At 51.9% G+C, this 16,963-nt stretch carries 13 protein-coding genes; 4 read left to right on the top strand and 9 right to left on the bottom strand.

Going from position 1 to position 16,963, the window contains the following annotated elements; genetic code table 11:
* Window positions 1-639 (top strand): ABC-2 transporter permease, encoded by a 639-nt coding sequence (locus tag C162_RS10820; protein ID WP_036694313.1) that lies wholly within the window; start codon window positions 1-3, stop codon window positions 637-639.
* 32 nt (window positions 640-671) lie between these two features.
* Here C162_RS10820 and C162_RS10815 read toward each other — a convergent pair whose 3' ends face one another.
* Together C162_RS10815 and C162_RS10810 are read right to left on the bottom strand one after the other, a co-directional pair.
* Window positions 672-2,030, bottom strand: a complete 1,359-nt coding sequence (locus tag C162_RS10815; RefSeq protein WP_036694312.1) for a cryptochrome/photolyase family protein — start codon at window positions 2,028-2,030, stop codon at window positions 672-674.
* A gap of 34 nt (window positions 2,031-2,064) precedes the next feature.
* Window positions 2,065-2,595, bottom strand: coding sequence for a MepB family protein (locus tag C162_RS10810; protein WP_036694311.1), 531 nt, complete (start codon window positions 2,593-2,595; stop codon window positions 2,065-2,067).
* A 156-nt stretch (window positions 2,596-2,751) separates the two neighbouring features.
* On the opposite strand from C162_RS10810, the gene C162_RS10805 reads away from it, so the two are divergent.
* Complete coding sequence (locus C162_RS10805; protein ID WP_156949606.1) at window positions 2,752-4,671, top strand: serine hydrolase domain-containing protein; 1,920 nt, start codon at window positions 2,752-2,754, stop codon at window positions 4,669-4,671.
* Here C162_RS10805 and C162_RS10800 read toward each other — a convergent pair.
* A complete protein-coding gene (locus C162_RS10800; protein WP_036694309.1) occupies window positions 4,668-6,956 on the bottom strand; it encodes a preprotein translocase subunit SecA in 2,289 nt (762 codons plus the stop codon). The two genes, C162_RS10805 and C162_RS10800, sit on opposite strands and share 4 nt — an antisense overlap.
* A gap of 159 nt (window positions 6,957-7,115) precedes the next feature.
* Window positions 7,116-7,889 carry an SDR family NAD(P)-dependent oxidoreductase gene (locus tag C162_RS10795; RefSeq protein ID WP_036694307.1) on the bottom strand — a complete coding sequence of 258 codons (774 nt, stop codon included), beginning with the start codon at window positions 7,887-7,889 and terminating at the stop codon, window positions 7,116-7,118.
* Between the two features lie 127 nt (window positions 7,890-8,016).
* On the opposite strand from C162_RS10795, the gene C162_RS10790 reads away from it, so the two are divergent.
* A complete protein-coding gene (locus C162_RS10790; RefSeq protein WP_036694306.1) occupies window positions 8,017-8,862 on the top strand; it encodes a helix-turn-helix transcriptional regulator in 846 nt (281 codons plus the stop codon).
* Between the two features lie 58 nt (window positions 8,863-8,920).
* Here the strand turns inward: C162_RS10790 and C162_RS10785 are convergent, their stop codons facing one another.
* The 5 genes from C162_RS10785 to C162_RS10765 form a co-directional block, all read right to left on the bottom strand.
* Window positions 8,921-9,844 carry a carbohydrate ABC transporter permease gene (locus C162_RS10785; protein WP_036694305.1) on the bottom strand — a complete coding sequence of 308 codons (924 nt, stop codon included), beginning with the start codon at window positions 9,842-9,844 and terminating at the stop codon, window positions 8,921-8,923.
* A 17-nt stretch (window positions 9,845-9,861) separates the two neighbouring features.
* Window positions 9,862-10,824: an ABC transporter permease gene (locus C162_RS10780; RefSeq protein WP_051493410.1), complete on the bottom strand. Its 963-nt coding sequence runs from the start codon at window positions 10,822-10,824 to the stop codon at window positions 9,862-9,864.
* Window positions 10,825-10,941: 117 nt separating this feature from the next.
* Window positions 10,942-12,621 (bottom strand): ABC transporter substrate-binding protein, encoded by a 1,680-nt coding sequence (locus tag C162_RS10775; protein WP_036694304.1) that lies wholly within the window; start codon window positions 12,619-12,621, stop codon window positions 10,942-10,944.
* Between the two features lie 123 nt (window positions 12,622-12,744).
* On the bottom strand, window positions 12,745-14,499 hold the full coding sequence (locus C162_RS10770) for a sensor histidine kinase (protein ID WP_051493385.1): 1,755 nt from the start codon (window positions 14,497-14,499) through the stop codon (window positions 12,745-12,747).
* Between the two features lie 18 nt (window positions 14,500-14,517).
* A complete protein-coding gene (locus C162_RS10765; RefSeq protein WP_235218406.1) occupies window positions 14,518-16,071 on the bottom strand; it encodes a response regulator transcription factor in 1,554 nt (517 codons plus the stop codon).
* A gap of 614 nt (window positions 16,072-16,685) precedes the next feature.
* On the opposite strand from C162_RS10765, the gene C162_RS10760 reads away from it, so the two are divergent.
* Complete coding sequence (locus tag C162_RS10760; RefSeq protein WP_235218402.1) at window positions 16,686-16,880, top strand: hypothetical protein; 195 nt, start codon at window positions 16,686-16,688, stop codon at window positions 16,878-16,880.
* The last annotated feature ends 83 nt before the right edge of the window (window positions 16,881-16,963 follow it).

Below are 16,963 nucleotides of genomic sequence, written 5' to 3'. Positions count from 1 at the left end.
ATGCGCGGACTGCTGCTTAATAACTACTACTCGCTGCAAAATACGATCAAGACATCCCTGGGCATTGCGCTGATGCTGGCGCTGGTCCCATTGGCCGTAATTAATAACTCGATACTGAATGCCATCATTGGTGCGCAGATTCTGGTCTTTGTGGTGAGCATCGGGGCCTCCCTGCAGGCGGATGAGGCATCGAAGTGGAACCGTTTTGAGATCACATTGCCGATCAGAAGGAGAACGGTGGTCTATGCCAAGTACTTAAGCTTTCTGCTGCTGATTCTGATGGGGACGGCTACGAGCCTGATTACTATAGGGGTTATCTATGCCAAAGGCGTGGACACCTCGGGCTGGAGCCTGTCCACCGGGTTCACCTTCGGTTTATCGCTGGCCATCACAACGCTGGCGGTCTATTATCCGGTTGTGCTTAAATTCGGTGTGGACAAAAGCGAGCTGATGGTGATGGTAGCCGCAGGAATCGCCGTAGTCCTCCGGGTTCTGGTATGGCTGCTGCTGGGCCAGTATATGGACGGTGTTAACTTCAATGGACCAGAGACTGGGTATGCATCTCTGCTGTTGGCGGTTCTCTTGTTCGCCATATCTTATGTGACGGCCGTGCGGATTCACCGGAACAAGGAATTCTGATGCTGAAGAAGCCGGTCTAAGATCCGGCTTCTTCAGCTTTTGCGGCTTCGCATAATCTCCTTATAGACTTCAATAGCCAGCGCCCGGGACCGCTTCAGGTCAACGATGGCATTATCGGCAGGCAAATGAATGGCCTGGTCAGACCAATCCGCGCGTTCCGGCAGCCAGGTGCGGAGATAGCTGCCGCCCGGATCATGCGTCCTGGACTGGGTGACCGGGTTCATCACCCGGAAATAGGGAGAAGCATCGAAGCCGAGCGAAGAGCTCCACAGCCAGCCGCCACGGTTCTGGGCATTGTCGTAATCGCTTAGCTTCAGCCGGAAATAACGTTCGCCATAGATGAAGGGGCAGCCCAGATTCTTCGTCAGGAACATGGCCGTAATCATTCGCAGCCGGTTAGGCATCCAGCCGGTCTCGTTCAATTGGCGCATAGCCGCGTCAATGACCGGAATGCCGGTCCTGCCCTGAGCCCAGGCCTCGAAGTGCTGTGTCCCCAGCGCAGACAGATCATAGACATTCTCATAGTTGAAGAAATCCTTGTCCAGCCGTGCCTGATATAGATAAAAATCCCTCCAGGCTAACTGTCTCAGCCATTCTTCCCCGAAATCCTCTTCTTCAGTAAGTCTGCTATATAGGGTCCGTGCCGAGATCGCTCCTGTATTCAAATGCCTGCTGATCCGGCTCGTCCGTTCCTGCGCGTAATGATCGCGGCCCACCTTGTAATCATGCAGATCCGCGTGCAGGAAACTCTCAAGCACATGACCCGGGTTCATCTGCTCTGCAGCGGGAGCAAGCGCTGTAAGCTGAGTGGCAATCTCTTCGGGAAGCTGGAAGGCATCCGCGAGCTGGGGGTGAAGATCAACGGTTCGCACACGGCTTAGCCCGGCAGAGTAAGGCGGCTGGAACCGCTGCGAGAGGAAAGCGCGCCAGCGGCGGTAGAAGGGAGTGAACACCTTGAACGGCTCACTCCGGCCGCACCAGTCCATGAATTCTTCCAGATCACAGAGCATACTGTCATGCCGGGCGTGGAACCGGAGATTCAGCGCATGGGCGGTATCCAGCAGCAAACGGTCGCGCTTAAGGGCATAAGGCGTATAGTCCGCATGTAGGCTGACCTCCTGAACAGGGTGGAGCTGTGCCAGCCGCCGGAGAATCCCCTCCGGCTCTCCATACAGGAGATGGAGCAGCTTGCCTTCTTTCGCATATTCCTGCTGAAGCCGGGCAACATGCTGCAGGAAATTCTGTCCGCTATGCTCCAGATAACGCTTATTCCGGAGCAAAAACGGTTCCAGAATCAGTACATGCAGCGAATCTTCCTGTGCTGAAGCTACGGCGTCGAAGGCCGGCAGATCTGAAGTCCGCAGGTCCTTGCGGTGTATGAATAGAATCATAGATGTAGTTCCTTTCAGATACAGATGTCATCTTTTAAATTGTAAACGGTAGTTCTGGCAGATACAACCGGGTTAACGTCTGCAGATGGTGATTGTTCATCGGATCAACTATTCCGAAATAAGGGAGCTGCCATGTCTGAGTAGCTATAGCCTGCTTATTGGTCACGGTATCCCAGGCTGGATATACGCGTATCGCCATTTTTCCCGGTGCAGTATCGGTTGCCAGCACGCCATGCATTTTCAGCAGGCCCTTCGGAAAGACAAACTGTCCAAGCTCCCCGCTAACGGGATGGAAGGTGTTAATGACCAGCAAATCAGGGGCATCGGCATAGGTGAAGGCCTGGTTTTTACGCTCGGCATTTTTTTCCCAGATAGCGACAAATTGACCGGTCTTCGTAGGGGTGATTTTGGCCACCCGAAACCGGACTGACAGGGCACCCAGCTGGAATGTACCAGCTCCATATTCGGCATTCTGCGGTTCTTCACGTATGGAACCGACAGTTAAGCGGGCTGGTGCGTACAATGTATCATTAATATAAGCTAATATGGTGTGGAATTTATTCATGCGCTGGCCCTTCTTCCATGAAGATGATCATGCTGCTTCAACTACTGATACTATCAGGGAAATCGGCCTTAAGGAAATTTTCCGGTATCCGGTGAAGTTTTTTGTTAGAATTAGGAAGGCTGCAGGATTTTACTCGACTAAAGGAGAGGTTTTATTTTGAAACGAGGATTCACACTAGTGCTCATGGTGCTATTGCTGCTATCGGGCAGCATTACAGCATTTGCCGCAGAGCAAGGCAGCGTAGGAGCAGGGGGAGCTACCCCATCCGGCATTCCGCTGACCGGGCTGGAAGCTTTTGTAGACGATTATGTAAAAGAGTACATAGGAACGCGGACCGTAGGCGCTTCCGTTGTGATGGTGAAGGATGGACAGGTGGTTCTGTCCAAGGGGTACGGCTACGCCGATGTGGAGCAGCAGATCCCCGTCACCCCGGATACGGTCATGGAATGGGGCTCCATCAGCAAGCTTGCTGTATGGGCATCCGTAATGCAGCTGGCGGAGCAGGGCAAACTGGACCTGAATCAAGATGTCCGTAAGCTGCTGCCGGAGAATTTCCTGACTAAGCTGACGTATGAAGAGCCGATCACGATGCTGAATTTGATGAACCACAACGCCGGATTCGAAGAGTATATGTTCGATATGGCCTACCAGTCTCCTGAGGAAGTGAGATCACTGGAAGAGGGGCTGAAGCTGGCTCAGCCCGCACAGATCTACAGACCAGGGGAAGTGGTCGCGTATTCCAATTACGGAAACTCACTGGCTGCCTATATTGTGGAGCGCATCAGCGGACAGCCGTATCATGAATACGTCCAGCAGCATATTTTTGAGCCACTGGGCATGAAGCATTCCATGGCGTATTCTGTGGTGGAGGACCGCCCGGAGCTGCTGGAGCATAAGGCAAAGGGATACTTCTTCGCCGGACCAGGCTCCTTCAATCAAGGGTCATGGAATTATATGTCCATGTACCCGAACGGCGGAAATAACGGGACGGCGGAGGATCTGGCCAAGTTCGCCATGGCCTTCATGCCCGCAGCCGGAGAGCAATCCCCGCTGTTCCAGAAGTCAGGTACGCTGGATACAATGCTGACCCGGAGTCATTCTGCTGCTGAAGCCATGCCCGGCATTGCCCACGGATTCTGGGAGTATCCCGGGGCACAGCGGACGCTGGGACATGGCGGGAACACGATTGCTTTTGCTACCAATCTGATGCTGGTGCCTGCAGACCGGTTTGCAGTCGTGATTATGACGAATCAGGCGGGCGAATCCCATATTGTTCATGGTCTGACCAAGGCAGTAGTGGGGCAGAGAGCGAAGACGGAGGCAGCGGTTCTACCGGATGTATCAGAGGTGGAAGGCCGATTCGTGGCAGCACGCCGTCCCGGACATGGCTTCATGAAGCTATTCCCTTATCTTACGATGATGAAGCTTGAGCCTCAGGGCGCAGGTCAGCTTCAGGTGTCTCTTGCCGGGATGAGCGGAAGCTATCAGCAGGTTCAGCCTTACCTCTATGAGAAGACGGGTGGGGGTTCAGGGCTGGATGCCTGGCCGATGCTGTACGCCACAATGAAGGAAGGAAAGGTAGAGTCTGTCTCGGTGTACACCTCCGATTATCTGCCGCTGTCTTCGGGCCGGTCCATGCCTGTACTGCTGATCAGTGCAGCACTTGCTGCGCTGGCCATCGTCTATTTCATAATCGCTCCGTTTGTGTGGTTGGTACAGGCGCTTCTGGGCAAAAGGAGAGCTCGTAGTAAAGATCCTGCCCCCCGTTCCGCCAACCGGAAGCTGACGGCCGGACTGACTTTAACCGGTACCGGTCTGGTCGTGAACAATCTGGTGCTGGCCTTACGGATGCTGAGCAACAATGAACGTGCCTATGCAGAGGTCTATCCGCAGATTATAGTGAATATTGCACTGACCGGCCTGGCGGCATTGCTTATCGCTGCGCTATTGCTATCCTTGATGAAGCGCCGGTCCCCGTCTGTCTCACCGGCCCGTAACCATTGGCCGGCCATCGTGCCCATGGTGATGATGTCGATTCTGCTGGCCCAGCTTGTATTCTGGGAGTTCTACAGTTAGTATTTCGGCCCCTTAATGAAGGGGGACAATAGCTTTTGTGCAATTGGACGAAGCCAAAAAGCTACGACGGTCGTTCCCGTCCATGAGCTGCGCTTATTCTGGAGATATTGATCATTAATAATATAAGTCCGGGTCGAAGCAGGGCTCTTAAGTCCCAATCGTTCCCATTCAGCCGGATCATTGGACCCGCCGAGCCTGACCAGCATAGCCTCTGCCGCACGTTCGATCTTATCCGGAATCTGATCGAATGCTCCGGTAATCTGCGTATGAAATTCATCGATCGGGCTGCGGCTGGCGATGCTCTCCAGGTGAATGCCTTCGCGGAGATAGGAGACGAAGGCCAGATGGTCAGCCCAGCATTCATCGATATAGAACAGCCGTACCCGCTGCTGCGCAGGGCTCATCGGCTGCTCGCCCAGCAGGATGCTGAGCCGCTCCGTGTAGAGAATCCGCCTCTGGTCCTCGATCATATCCGAATAACGGTTCAGCTCGTTATGGATATCGAAGTTCTGGCTCATTACAATCTGCTGAATACTTGCGATCTTGCGGCTGAGCTCCCGTTCTTCAATAGCTTCCTCCTGTCTGAGCGCATGGCCTGGGGTAGGGGAGCTGAAGCTGCACATCAGGTCATCTTCCAGGCTGATATAGAAGACAGAAGCCCCTGGATCGCCCTGGCGGCCAGAACGTCCGCGGAGCTGGTTGTCAATCCGCACGCTTTCGTTCACATGGGTGCCAATGACATATAATCCGCCCAGCCTGGCGACAGCCTCGGCCTGTGCCGGATCGCCGCCGCCGAGGCGGATATCAACCCCGCGTCCCGCCATATTCGTAGAGACTGTTACGGCGCCGAGTTCGCCCGCTTTGGCAATAATTGCGGCTTCCTCGACGTCGTTCTTTGCATTGAGGACCTGAGCGGGAACACCGGCAACCGCAAGCGCTTCAGCCAGCATATCCGACTCCTCCACGCTTGCAGTTCCGATTAGCATAGGCCGTCCCTCCCGGTGGACAGAAGTGATCTCTTGTACGAGCGCCAGGTACTTGGCTTCCTTGTGAGTGTAAATCCGGTGAGGGTGGTCTACCCGGATGTTCGGCTGATTCGGCGGAATCTCCACCACCTGCAGAGCATAGATATCCTTGAATTCCATAGCTGAGGCGCAGGCCGTAGCGGTCATTCCGCAGATTTCCGGATATAGGCTAATGAAGTGTTGAATAGTGATTGTACCGAGAATTTTCCCGCCTGCGGTCCATTTCAGTCCTTCTTTGGCAGTCAGTGCGGCTTGCAGCCCGTCCGGCAAATACCGGTTCTCGGCCACGCGTCCCGTATATTCTTCGATCAGCTCGATAGCACCGCCACGGACAATGTAATCAATGTCCTTCGTTAATAAGGTCTCCACATGCAGCGCACAATTCAGTGAGGTTAGCAGCTGACTGTTCCGGCTATCATAGAGATTACCGCAACCCAGCAGCTCCTCCACTTGGGCAGCACCTGCATCGTTCAGATACACGTTACGCTGAAATTCATCATAATCATAATGCTCCCCAGGCAGAAGCTGCCGGGCCAGATCTGCGTATCGCATATCTTCGCTATGGCTAACCTCGGATTCTCCGCTGATGACAAGCGGGACCCGCGCTTCATCAAGCAGCAGGGAATCAGCTTCGTCCACGATGACGTAGTGGAAAGGGCGGTGTACCGTAGCGGTTTCCGTGAGTGCAATAGTGTCCCGCAAGTAGTCGAACCCTGCTTCTTTTGCCGTAACATAGGTGATATCGCTCCTGTAGGCCGCCCGTTTCTCGCTCAGGCTCATGCCCGCTTGAACCGAATCCACCGATAGTCCCAGGAAGCGGTAGATAGGACCCATCCACTGTGCATCCCGCCGGGCCAGATAATCATTGAAGGTCAGCACATGCACGCCTTTGCCGGTCAGCGCATTCAGATAGGCCGGCATTACGGCTGAGAGGGTTTTGCCTTCACCCGTGTGCTGCTCAATCAGCATTCGCTCGTGCAGGGCGATAGCGGCCATGATCTGGACATCATAAGGCTGTAATCCAAGTGTTCTTGAGGCCGCCTCACAGACTAATGAATAGGCATCGACAAGCAGCTCGTCCAGAGCTATGCCGGATTGGGCGGCGTGCTGGAGCCGGAGGGACTCCTCCTGAAGCTTAATGTCATCCCAGGTCTGCAAATTACGTTTGCGGATTTGCTCTGTTTTGTCCCGGTAGACACTAAGTATATTCCGGTTATCGTAATCTCTGAAACGTTGCACGAATCTAGCAGCTATATTCATAGTCATGTTCTCTCCCCGTTCTCCCGGCTCTAATATGAACGTCATCGGGCTACTTTACCTGTACATTATAATTCATTCTTGTTTCGATTTACCAATGTATGGATTATAAGCTCCCGAGACAAGTATTGGCCGGATAGAAAAGAGGAGGGTCAGCAGCCTTTAGGCACTCAGTCCGCCGTCTACCGGCAGAATGACCCCTGTCACGAAGGAGGCTTGATCACTAAGTAACCAGGCCGCAGCCTGTGCGACTTCTATGGGTTCAGCCGGACGCCGGAGGGGCGTCTTGGCACTGATTTGCTCGATAATCTCAGGATTGATGGAGACCCATTGTTGAATCATACCTGTCATAGTTGTGCCGGGGGCGATGGCGTTGACCCGAATGCCTGCCGGTCCGTATTCGATGGCAGCTGTTTGCGTGAGGCTGTTAACTCCGCGTTTGGAGGCACCGTAAGCACCCAAGCCCGGATTGCCCTTTAAGCTGCCGACACTGCTGGTATTGACAATCGCGCCTGATCCGGAGGTTTTCAACATTGCTGTAATCTGGGCTTTCATGCACAGCCAGACCCCTTTATAGTTTACAGACTGAATCAGGTCGAAATCCTCTTCTTTCTCATCGACCAAAGAGGATACGGTGACTCCGATACCAGCGTTGTTGAAAGCGGCATTAAGCCGGCCATACTGCCTTACTGTGGCATTGACCGCTTCCCCAGCGCCGCCCGCTTCTGCCAGATCGGCTGTGAAATATTCCGCCTGACCTCCGGCTGCTGTAATCTCATCTCTGAGTGCACGCAGCTCAGATTCTGTCCGTGAGACGAGCATCACCGAAGCGCCCTGCACGGCAAACCACTTTGCTGCCGCAGCCCCGATCCCCCGTCCGGCACCCGTAATCATTACCACCTTGTCCTTCAATAATAGTTCAGAATGTTTTGTCATGTTATTTCTCCTTTTCGCCAGGTATATTGATATCCTTGATCACTTTGAGTATACTTTGGCTATTGTTTTGGGAGGAGAGCCTTCTTTATGGTAGGCTTACGAGTGACAGGATAAGGGGGCTACCTAGTTGGATGATAATGAACGCCGTTTAGCCTTAGGGAATTTTCTGCGGAAGTTAAGATCCTCGATCTCGCCGCATGATGCCGGACTGTCTGCCGGGGGCCGCCGCCGGACACAAGGTTTACGCCGAGAAGAAGTTGCTCAACTCGCGAATATAGGACTTTCATGGTATACGCGGCTTGAGCAGGGGCGTGATATCAGCCCTTCAGTCGGTGTACTGGAGAGTCTGGCTTCGGCCCTTAAGCTAACACCCAATGAGCGCAGGCATCTTTTTCTGCTGTCAGGAGAGTCACTACCGCCTCAACTGGCTGCAGCTGAAGAGAAGATCAGCCCGTATGTTCAGAAGATGCTGGACGAATTCAGCCCGAATCCTGCTTATGTAATCGGGAGGAGGTATGATTTTCTGGCCTGGAATGCAGCGGCGGAAGCTGTATTTATGATTAGTCGGCCGTCACCGCCGCATGATTACAATTTGATGTGGCGCCAGTTCACTGACCCTGTCTGGAGAGAGGGTTCAGAGGATTGGGAGACGGTCTCCCAGAGAATTGTAGCTGAGTTCCAGACATCGCGAGCCCGTTATTTGGAGGATGTTTCATTTAGCCAATTCATTGCTGATCTTAAGAATGTAAGCTCAGATTTCGCAAGGATGTGGCAGGGGCACGAGGCACCGAGCAGTCTTGACGGCTACAAGAAGCTGCTTCACCCTGCACTTGGAGTGCTGGAGTTTGAACAAATTAACCTCCAGTTCCCCAATGACCCGGACCAGAGGATTATGCTATATTTGCCGGATACGGCAACGAAAGCCCGTTTGGAGCAGAATTTGATGGCAAGCACAAACAAGCGACCCTTCTGAAGGCGGACAGCCCTCGGAGGATCGCTTGTTTTGGCTTGCTGTATTTTTTCGGCTACACTTAGCCTTTGACCCCGCCGACAACCATCCCTTTGACGAAATACTTCTGCAGGAACGGATAGACGATGATAATCGGCACACTGGCCACAATAGTCATCGTAGCACGGATAGAGGTCGGTGTAACGGTCGATTTGTTGCCCTGCGCGTTCGCAAAGGCATCGGCTGCCGAGGAACTGGACATCGCGGTGTTGGATGTTGACAGCATCTTCATCAGCTCGTATTGCAGAGTACTCAGGCTTGGCGTGGAGGAGTTGTACAGGAAGACGTCAAACCAGGAATTCCACTGATAGACCGCTACGAACAGGGAGACGGTAGCCAGTGCCGGAACGGTCAGCGGAAGCACAATGCGCGAGAAGGTGATGAAGTCGCCTGCGCCGTCGATTTTGGCCGATTCCATCAGTCCCTCAGGCAGTGCCTCAATGAAGGAGCGGATGACGATCATATTAAATACGCCGATGATGCCCGGAATGATATAGACCCAGAAGCTGTTCAGCATGTTCAGCTCTTTGATCAGCAGGTAGCCTGGAATCAGACCGCCGCTGAAGTACATGGTGAAAATAAACGTGACGGACACAAACTTCTTCAGCTTATATTCCGGACGGCTTACCGTATAGGCCAGCATCGCTGTACAGAATACGGAGACCACAGTGCCGATTACCGTCCGTGCTGCAGAGACAAACGTTGAAAAGAAGATGTTGGATTCACTGAATACATACTCGAAGTTGCGCAGCGTCCATTCACGAGGCCAGATATAAATATCGCCGCGGACAGAGTCATTCGCTTCATTGAACGATAGAGCAAACATATTCAGGAACGGATAGAGGGTAACAATGACCAAGAGAATCATGAAGATCGTATTGCATATATCGAAGATTCGGTCACCAAGCGATGAATTCCGGTATGAATTGGTTTTGGATTTAGCCATTACTTGTGTCCTCCTTTCTAGTACAATCTGCTTTCGCCCATACGCTTGGCGATATTATTGGCTGCGATCAAGAAGATGAAGCTGACCAGCGTCTTGAACATACCCGCTGCGGTGGCAAGCCCGAAGTTGTTCATCTGCATCCCGTACTTCAGTACGAAGATATCCAGATTCTCCGAGTAGTCGAGGTTCATCCCGTTACCTAACAGGTACTGTGCCTCGAAGCCGGACTCCAGAATATGGCCCAGGTTCATGATCAGAATCAGAACGATAACCGGCTTGATACCCGGCAGGGTAATATAGAACATTCTTTGCAGACGGGATGCCCCGTCAATCTCAGCCGCTTCATATTGAGAAGGGTCGATGGAGGTGATGGCTGCCAGATAGATGATGGTATTCCAGCCGACATTCTTCCAGACTTCCGTAACCCCGAGTATTCCCCAGAAGTACTTGCCTTCGCCCAGCCACAGAATTGGATGATCAATAAGCTGCGCTTTGACCAGCAGCACATTGATGATCCCTTCCGGTGCCAGTGCCATCTGTACAATATTGGCCGCTACGACCCAGGAAATGAAGTAAGGCAGGTAACTGATCGTCTGCACGGTGCGTTTGAAGAACACATTGCGCAGCTCATTCAGCAGCAGGGCCAGTACGATGGCCGTTACAAATCCGAGAACCAGGTTAATGGAGCTCATAACCAGAGTATTACGAAGGACGCGATAGAACTGCTGTTCCTGGAACAGGAATTTGAAATTGTCCCAGCCGACCCACTTCTGGTCGAACAGATCCTTGGCTGGCTTGAATTTCTGAAAAGCAATTGTCCATCCCCATAGCGGGAGGTATTTGAATATAATCACCCATAACAGAAAGGGCAATGACATCAGCATCAGCATTTTCTGTTTAGATAGCTCTTTAAAAAAGGTTTTGAAGCGCGAAGTACCGGTATTATTCGATTTTGCCAACTGCACAGCGGTTTTTCCCACCTGTACCGTCCCCTTTCCAAGCTCCATATTCTCTCTTTGCTAACAAGTGTAGAAGGGAAAAGTGAAGGCAGGCTTCACTTTTCCCGGTTCATCATGCTGCATCTGGGAAGCGGACGCTTACCATTTGCCGTCGATGCGGTCCTTGATCTTGTTAGTCATGAATTCTTCGTAGCCCTTAGCATCGAGCTTGTTGTATTCGGCCAGGTATTCACTCCAGACCTTTTCAAATTGGCCAGGGGCAGCAAGCACCATACGAGGATAGTACTTCTGCTGCAAATCGCCGGCTCTCTGGCTGAAGAGCTGCTCAGGGGAGCCCGGTTCTTTCTCAATACTCCAGGCAGGGTACCATGGACGCTCTACCGGCTCGGCATAGAAGTCGGAGAAGGTCTTCAGGTTGTATGCCTTCAGCAGTGTTTTGTCGCCATCTGTGTAGTTGATAGCTGCAACTTCCGGCTGGTTGAACGGAACGTGGGCGTTGCCGTCATCATACACGGAATTGTCGCCATAACGCGGCCATTCATAATCGAAATAAGCGAAGCCGAATTTACGTTTGAAATCATTGTCGTTGCGGTTTGTCAGCTGTTCTTCGCTCATCACCATACGGCCTTCAGCGTTCTTAGTGTAAGTTTCGCCTTCAATGCCCCACTCGACAAGCTTCTGGTTCTCATCGGTCAGCAGGTTGTCGAAATACTTGATGATGCGGACCGGATCTTTTGCGCTGACAGAGATACCCAGCCCGCGGTTGTTAACGAAGGACGGAGGATCAACATAAGCATCTTTAATGCCTTCGTCAAATACGATAGGAAGGGCAACGTAACGCAGATCGTCATTACCGGCGGATCTCAGATTGTTCGTGGCGTCGTTGATCTGCCAGGAATAGTTGACATATCCGAGTACACGGCCGGAGGTCAGCTTCGCCAGATACTGGTCTTTGTTCGCTGTGAACGTCTCAGGGTCAACCAGACCCTTGCCGTTCATTTCGTTCAATTTAGCCAGCCAGCGCTTCTCATCTTCGGTTCCCTGATACAGCTTGGCTTCATGAGACTCCATGTCCACTAGGACGCCGCCTTCATTCGGATAACCGGCCAGATGCATGGGCTGGTTGGTGATGGTGAAGAATTCACCGGCTGTACCGGCGAAAGTAGCGAAGCCGATGGTGTCTTTACCATCCACCTTAGGGTACTTAGCTTGGTATTTCTCAATCAGGTCAAAGTACTGGTCAAGCGTTTTCACTTCCGGGTAACCGAATTCCTTAAGGACGCGTCTCTGCATCCAGAAGGTACTGCTTGGATCTGGCGGCGATAAGTATCCGTTTACATTTGCAGTGAAGGGAAGGATATAGATGTTGCCGTCTTCATTGGTGATCTTGTTCATATAATCGCCGTAGACACGCTTGATGTTAGGGCCATACTTCTCAATCAGATCATTGAGCGGAATGTATGCACCTGCATCGAGCAGCTTGGCGAGCTCGCCGACTGGAGAGATGACATCAGGATAATCGCCTCCGGCAATCATAACCCCGGACTTGGTGCTTCCATCGCCAACTACGTATTCCATTTTCCAGTCTACACCTGTCTGTTCCTGAAGCTTCTTACCGATGGTGGTATCACTGGCCATGGTATCCTTGTTGGCTCCGAAGCCGAAGTAAGTGAACGTTACCGGCTCAGTGCTTACCTCGCCGTCGTTGCCGCTGGCACTGTTCTTGTTCCCGTTGTTGCCGCCCGAGCAGCCGGCAATGAGGAGGGCTGAAGCCATAACAGCAGCCAGTCCGGTTTGCAACCATTTCTTTGTACGCATTTCATATCCCCTTTCTTTACTTTGTGCTATTGAACATCCTCATTATAAAAGAAAGCGTTTAACTTTGTTACAGGGCAAACCTTAGATCGGTCTTTGAATAATTAAGGTATACCCTATATTTATTTATTTATTTATTTGTTTGTTCTCCAGGGGCAGACGCAGCAAAATGCGGGTTCCCGTTCCGGGTTCGCTCGTGATGGAGAAGGTGAACGATTCCCCGTAGGTGATTCTCAGCCGGGTGATTACATTCTTCATCCCGATCGAATCCCCCATGGCGGACGCATCTTCCAGGTAATGCATAAGCTCACTGATTTTTGCCTGGTCCATGCCCACACCGTTATCTGCAATGACGAAGACAATCTGTCCGTTCTCCTGGGCGATCTGAATGTTGATATATCCGATGCCCGCTATATTCTCAATCCCGTGAATACTGGCGTTCTCAACATACGGAAGGAAGGCCATCTTCGGAATTTCAATGCTCAGCAGTGACTGGTCCACCTCGATGTGATATTCAAGCTTGTTGTCGAAGCGGTATTTCTGAATCTCCAGGAAGCTCTCGATTAATTCAAGCTCCTCGCGGATCGTAACGAAGCTGCTCTTCCACATGATTGATTTACGGAAAATCTTCGCCATGTTCTGAATCGTCCGGGCCGTCTGCGTCTCGCCCTTCATCATACTCCGCATCCGGATCGTCTCCAGCGCATTGAACAGGAAGTGAGGGTTGATCTGGCTGTGCAGCGCATGCAGCTGGGCCTGCCGTTGCCTCAGCTCAAGCTCCTTCTTCTGTATTTCTGCAACATATACATCATTAATCAAGTTCTCTATGCGTTTACTCATTCGGTTGAACTCAACGGTAAGCTCGCCAATCTCATCCCGCTCCAGGTGGTAGGGGATCAGTCCGAAGTTTTTGTCTTTTACAGACTTCATATGCTTCAAGATGTTCTTGATACGCGTGTGGATCGAACGGGACATGATCATAATTACGATGGTAGGAACCAGGAAGTTAATGCCGGCGAACCAGAGGATAAATTGCCCGGATTGTCTGACGTCAGACAAAATAAGGGTCTCATCCAGGACGCCGTAAATCGACCAGCCGCTTAGATAACGGTTATTCTGGTAGGTCTTGTCGATCACAATGGCCTGCTTAGGCTTGGGAATCTCAGTTGGGGTCAGGGTATGCGCCGCAGTAATCAGCCCGCTGGGCTGACCGCTGGAGAGACGGCCGAAGCGGGCCTGGCCCGACGGGTCGAGAATATAGAAATCACCGCTGAAGCTGGATAAATCCAGAATCTGCTGGATATGGTTCATGTTCAGGTCGATTTTGAGCACATGCTCGTAGGTCTCCAGCCTGCGGTCGGTAAGGCGCTGGATCACGCTGATGCTGTCGGGCGTTACATAGAGATGAGGGTGGGTGTTGCTGAACTTACTGATCTGCTTATACCAGTCCTGCTGGCGCATACTGTCCTCCAGCTTAATGATATGGGCTGAGGCCAGAACGGTTGGATTGTCGGTCATAATCACCGAGGAGCTCAGCACCTTGTTCTCTTTGTCGGTCCGGTTGAACAGATTCGATATGGCGTTCAGCGACTCCACATAGCGGTCTGTTGAAGCATAGGTGGTATTCAGATGCTGGATCAGCTGCCGGTCAATAGAGTAGAGGTAGGATATGCCTGCTGCATCTTCAATGACGGTCCTCAGCTCAGCCTGCAGCAGATTCATCGCCTGCTCGGCATCCGCGGTCTTCTGATTCTTGATATTGGCGGTGGTCACCTGATAGAACATTACATTGGTCAGGATGATCGGAATGAACACGCATACAATGTAGATGACAATCAGCTTGCTTCTAAGCTTCATATGATTCAGACGGAAGTTGAACACGGCAGGGAGCCTCCTTATTTACTGCCCAATCATCATATTGCGATAATCGGTTGGCGTCATATTCTCAAGCTTTTCAAACTGGGTGGCAAAATAATCCGCATTCTGGAAGCCGACCAGCTCCGCGATTTCGTACATCCGCTTCTTGGTTTGCCGCAGCAGGCGTTTGGCCTCCTCAATCCGCAGGGTCAGCAGGTATTCATTGAAATACACTCCGTAGGTTTTGCGGAATAACTGTCCAAGATAGACAGGGTTCATATCGAAATCGGCGGCAATACCCTTGAGGTAGATATTTTCACGGTAATGCCCGTCGATGTATTTTTTGATTTTTTCAATATTGCCCTCGCTCTTGCCGCCGCGCTTCTCTGCGATATATTCTGCGGCTTCGGCGATAAACTGCTGGAATATCTGCTTCAGCTGATTCAGATTTCGGTACTTCAGCGGCCAGTTGAGCAGCTCATTCATCCATTGCAGCGTATTCTCGTCACCTTCGAGCTGCCGGATAATATTAATGATGGCAATCATGCTGCGCCGGATCGTGTTCGTCACCGCTCCGGGGGCGAAGTGGCGCTCTTGGAACAGGGTGAAGATAGCGTCCACAGTTGAGCTGTAACCCTTGTTGTCATTGGCTTCGACCTCGTAAATCAGCTTGCTGTGCAATCCTTCATCGATGTCGAAATAGTATAAGGGCAGCTCCAGCAGCTCGTCCGCCATATAAATGCCTTCGAAGCCGGCGGCAAAACGGTACTGGAGGCATTTCTCGGCACTGGTCCCGGAGTCTGCAATCTGCTTGAGATGGCTTACCGTCCGGCCAACGAACAAAGCGATGGTTGTTCCAAGCTCCCGCTCCAGTGCATCCAGCATTGTGCGGTAGCCTCCCCACGGGGATGGATTAGGATCATCGACCCAATGGCCGGGCACGATCACCCCGTATTGATTGTTAGTGCGTACATGAAGGAGCAGAGTCTGAGCCTCTTGGCGGAAATAACGCAGCAGCGAGTCCTTCAGTGCAGGCAGGTAATCGACTTCTCCGGCGGGGAGCTGATCCTGCATTTCTACGATGAGATACGTATAGGAAGAGGTGAGAGGAAGCTCCAGCGCGTAGGCGATCCGCCCCATGACCTGATCATCAGGTTCTGTCTGCAGCAGGCTTTCGATGACCGTCTCAACCAGAGGCTTTTCACGGGTGATAGAGAGGAGCTGCTTCTTGTTCAACATATGGGCGATTTTGCCTAGCGCAACCGTAAGCTCCTGTTCGTCAACCGGCTTGAGGATATAATCGGACACATTGTACCGGAAGGCTTGCTGGGCATAGGAGAAGTCGGCATATCCGCTCAAAATAATAAAAATCGGCTCCTGCACAAGCTCCGTCTTCACTTTCTTGATCAGTCCCAGCCCGTCCAGCACAGGCATACGGATATCGGCAATCACCAGCTCCGGGTTCAATTGTTCAATCAGGGTAAGCGCTTGCTCCCCGTTCTCGGCTTCACCACAAATTTCGAATTGCGGCGAGCATTCACTTAGAATCCGGATCAAGCCCTTCCGCACAAAAACTTCATCATCTACAATCAGCACCTTATACAATGGACTTCCTCCTTGGGGTTATTCTGGATTGCTTGGTCCTGTTCCATCCTCGGTCAAGCCGCAGTGTGATCATTATAAGCTAATTCCCTGACAGAATTCGAGTGGAAACGACTTTTTATTCTAGCACCTGCTGGAATATCCTCTCCAAACGAAGAGCCTGCATCGTTAGACACAGGCTCTTTGGTATTGTATTTTTTATGCTAAACGCTTAGCTTATTTGTCATTGTGCCGGAGATGCGGGGGGCAGCATGTTCCGTGTGGAGCTGCGGAGTTATAACGACTGAGACGTATGCTGAACCCGTATCGTCCTGGCATTATGTATCCTGCCGCATATGGGAGCATCCATCCGAATGTTTACGAACCTTGTCTGCTGAGTTAGCCTCTTCTGCGCTCAGCACGGCTCACCCAGTGTGAGCCCGGATGCTCCGCATTGGGTGAGCCGGGTCTTTCCCGTATAATAATAGACGTTACGCCGGAAGTTACATTTGAGCGTACCCCGGCGTATGAACTCTAAGCATCAGGAAGGGAATGAAGAAACGTTGACTTATACGAAACTGTTAGAACGAAAAGGCGAAATTCTCAAGCGAACCGTGGAAACCTGGATCATGAAAGAGAATCGTGACGGGCTGGACCGTCAGGAAGCCCATATCTACAGGAATATGGTCAAGGAGCTTCATCAGAATGAGCAGGAACTGAATGTGGCACGTGTGGAGGAACTGGATAAGAGCCTGGATTCGGACACAGAAGGAGCAGCTTCAACAGCTTCAGCCCAGAGAGAGCTTGTAGCACAGGGTGTGTGAAACCGATAGCCTATGAAGCTGTATTAACATTAATAATGGAATCTAATAAGCCGCCCGGCTTCGCAGATGCGAAGGAAGGGCGG

The organism is Paenibacillus sp. FSL R7-269 (genome assembly GCF_000517865.1).
Lineage (GTDB): Bacteria > Bacillota > Bacilli > Paenibacillales > Paenibacillaceae > Paenibacillus_AQ.
Note: the sequence above shows the minus strand (reverse complement) of the source record. Positions and strands in the feature narration are given on the sequence as shown.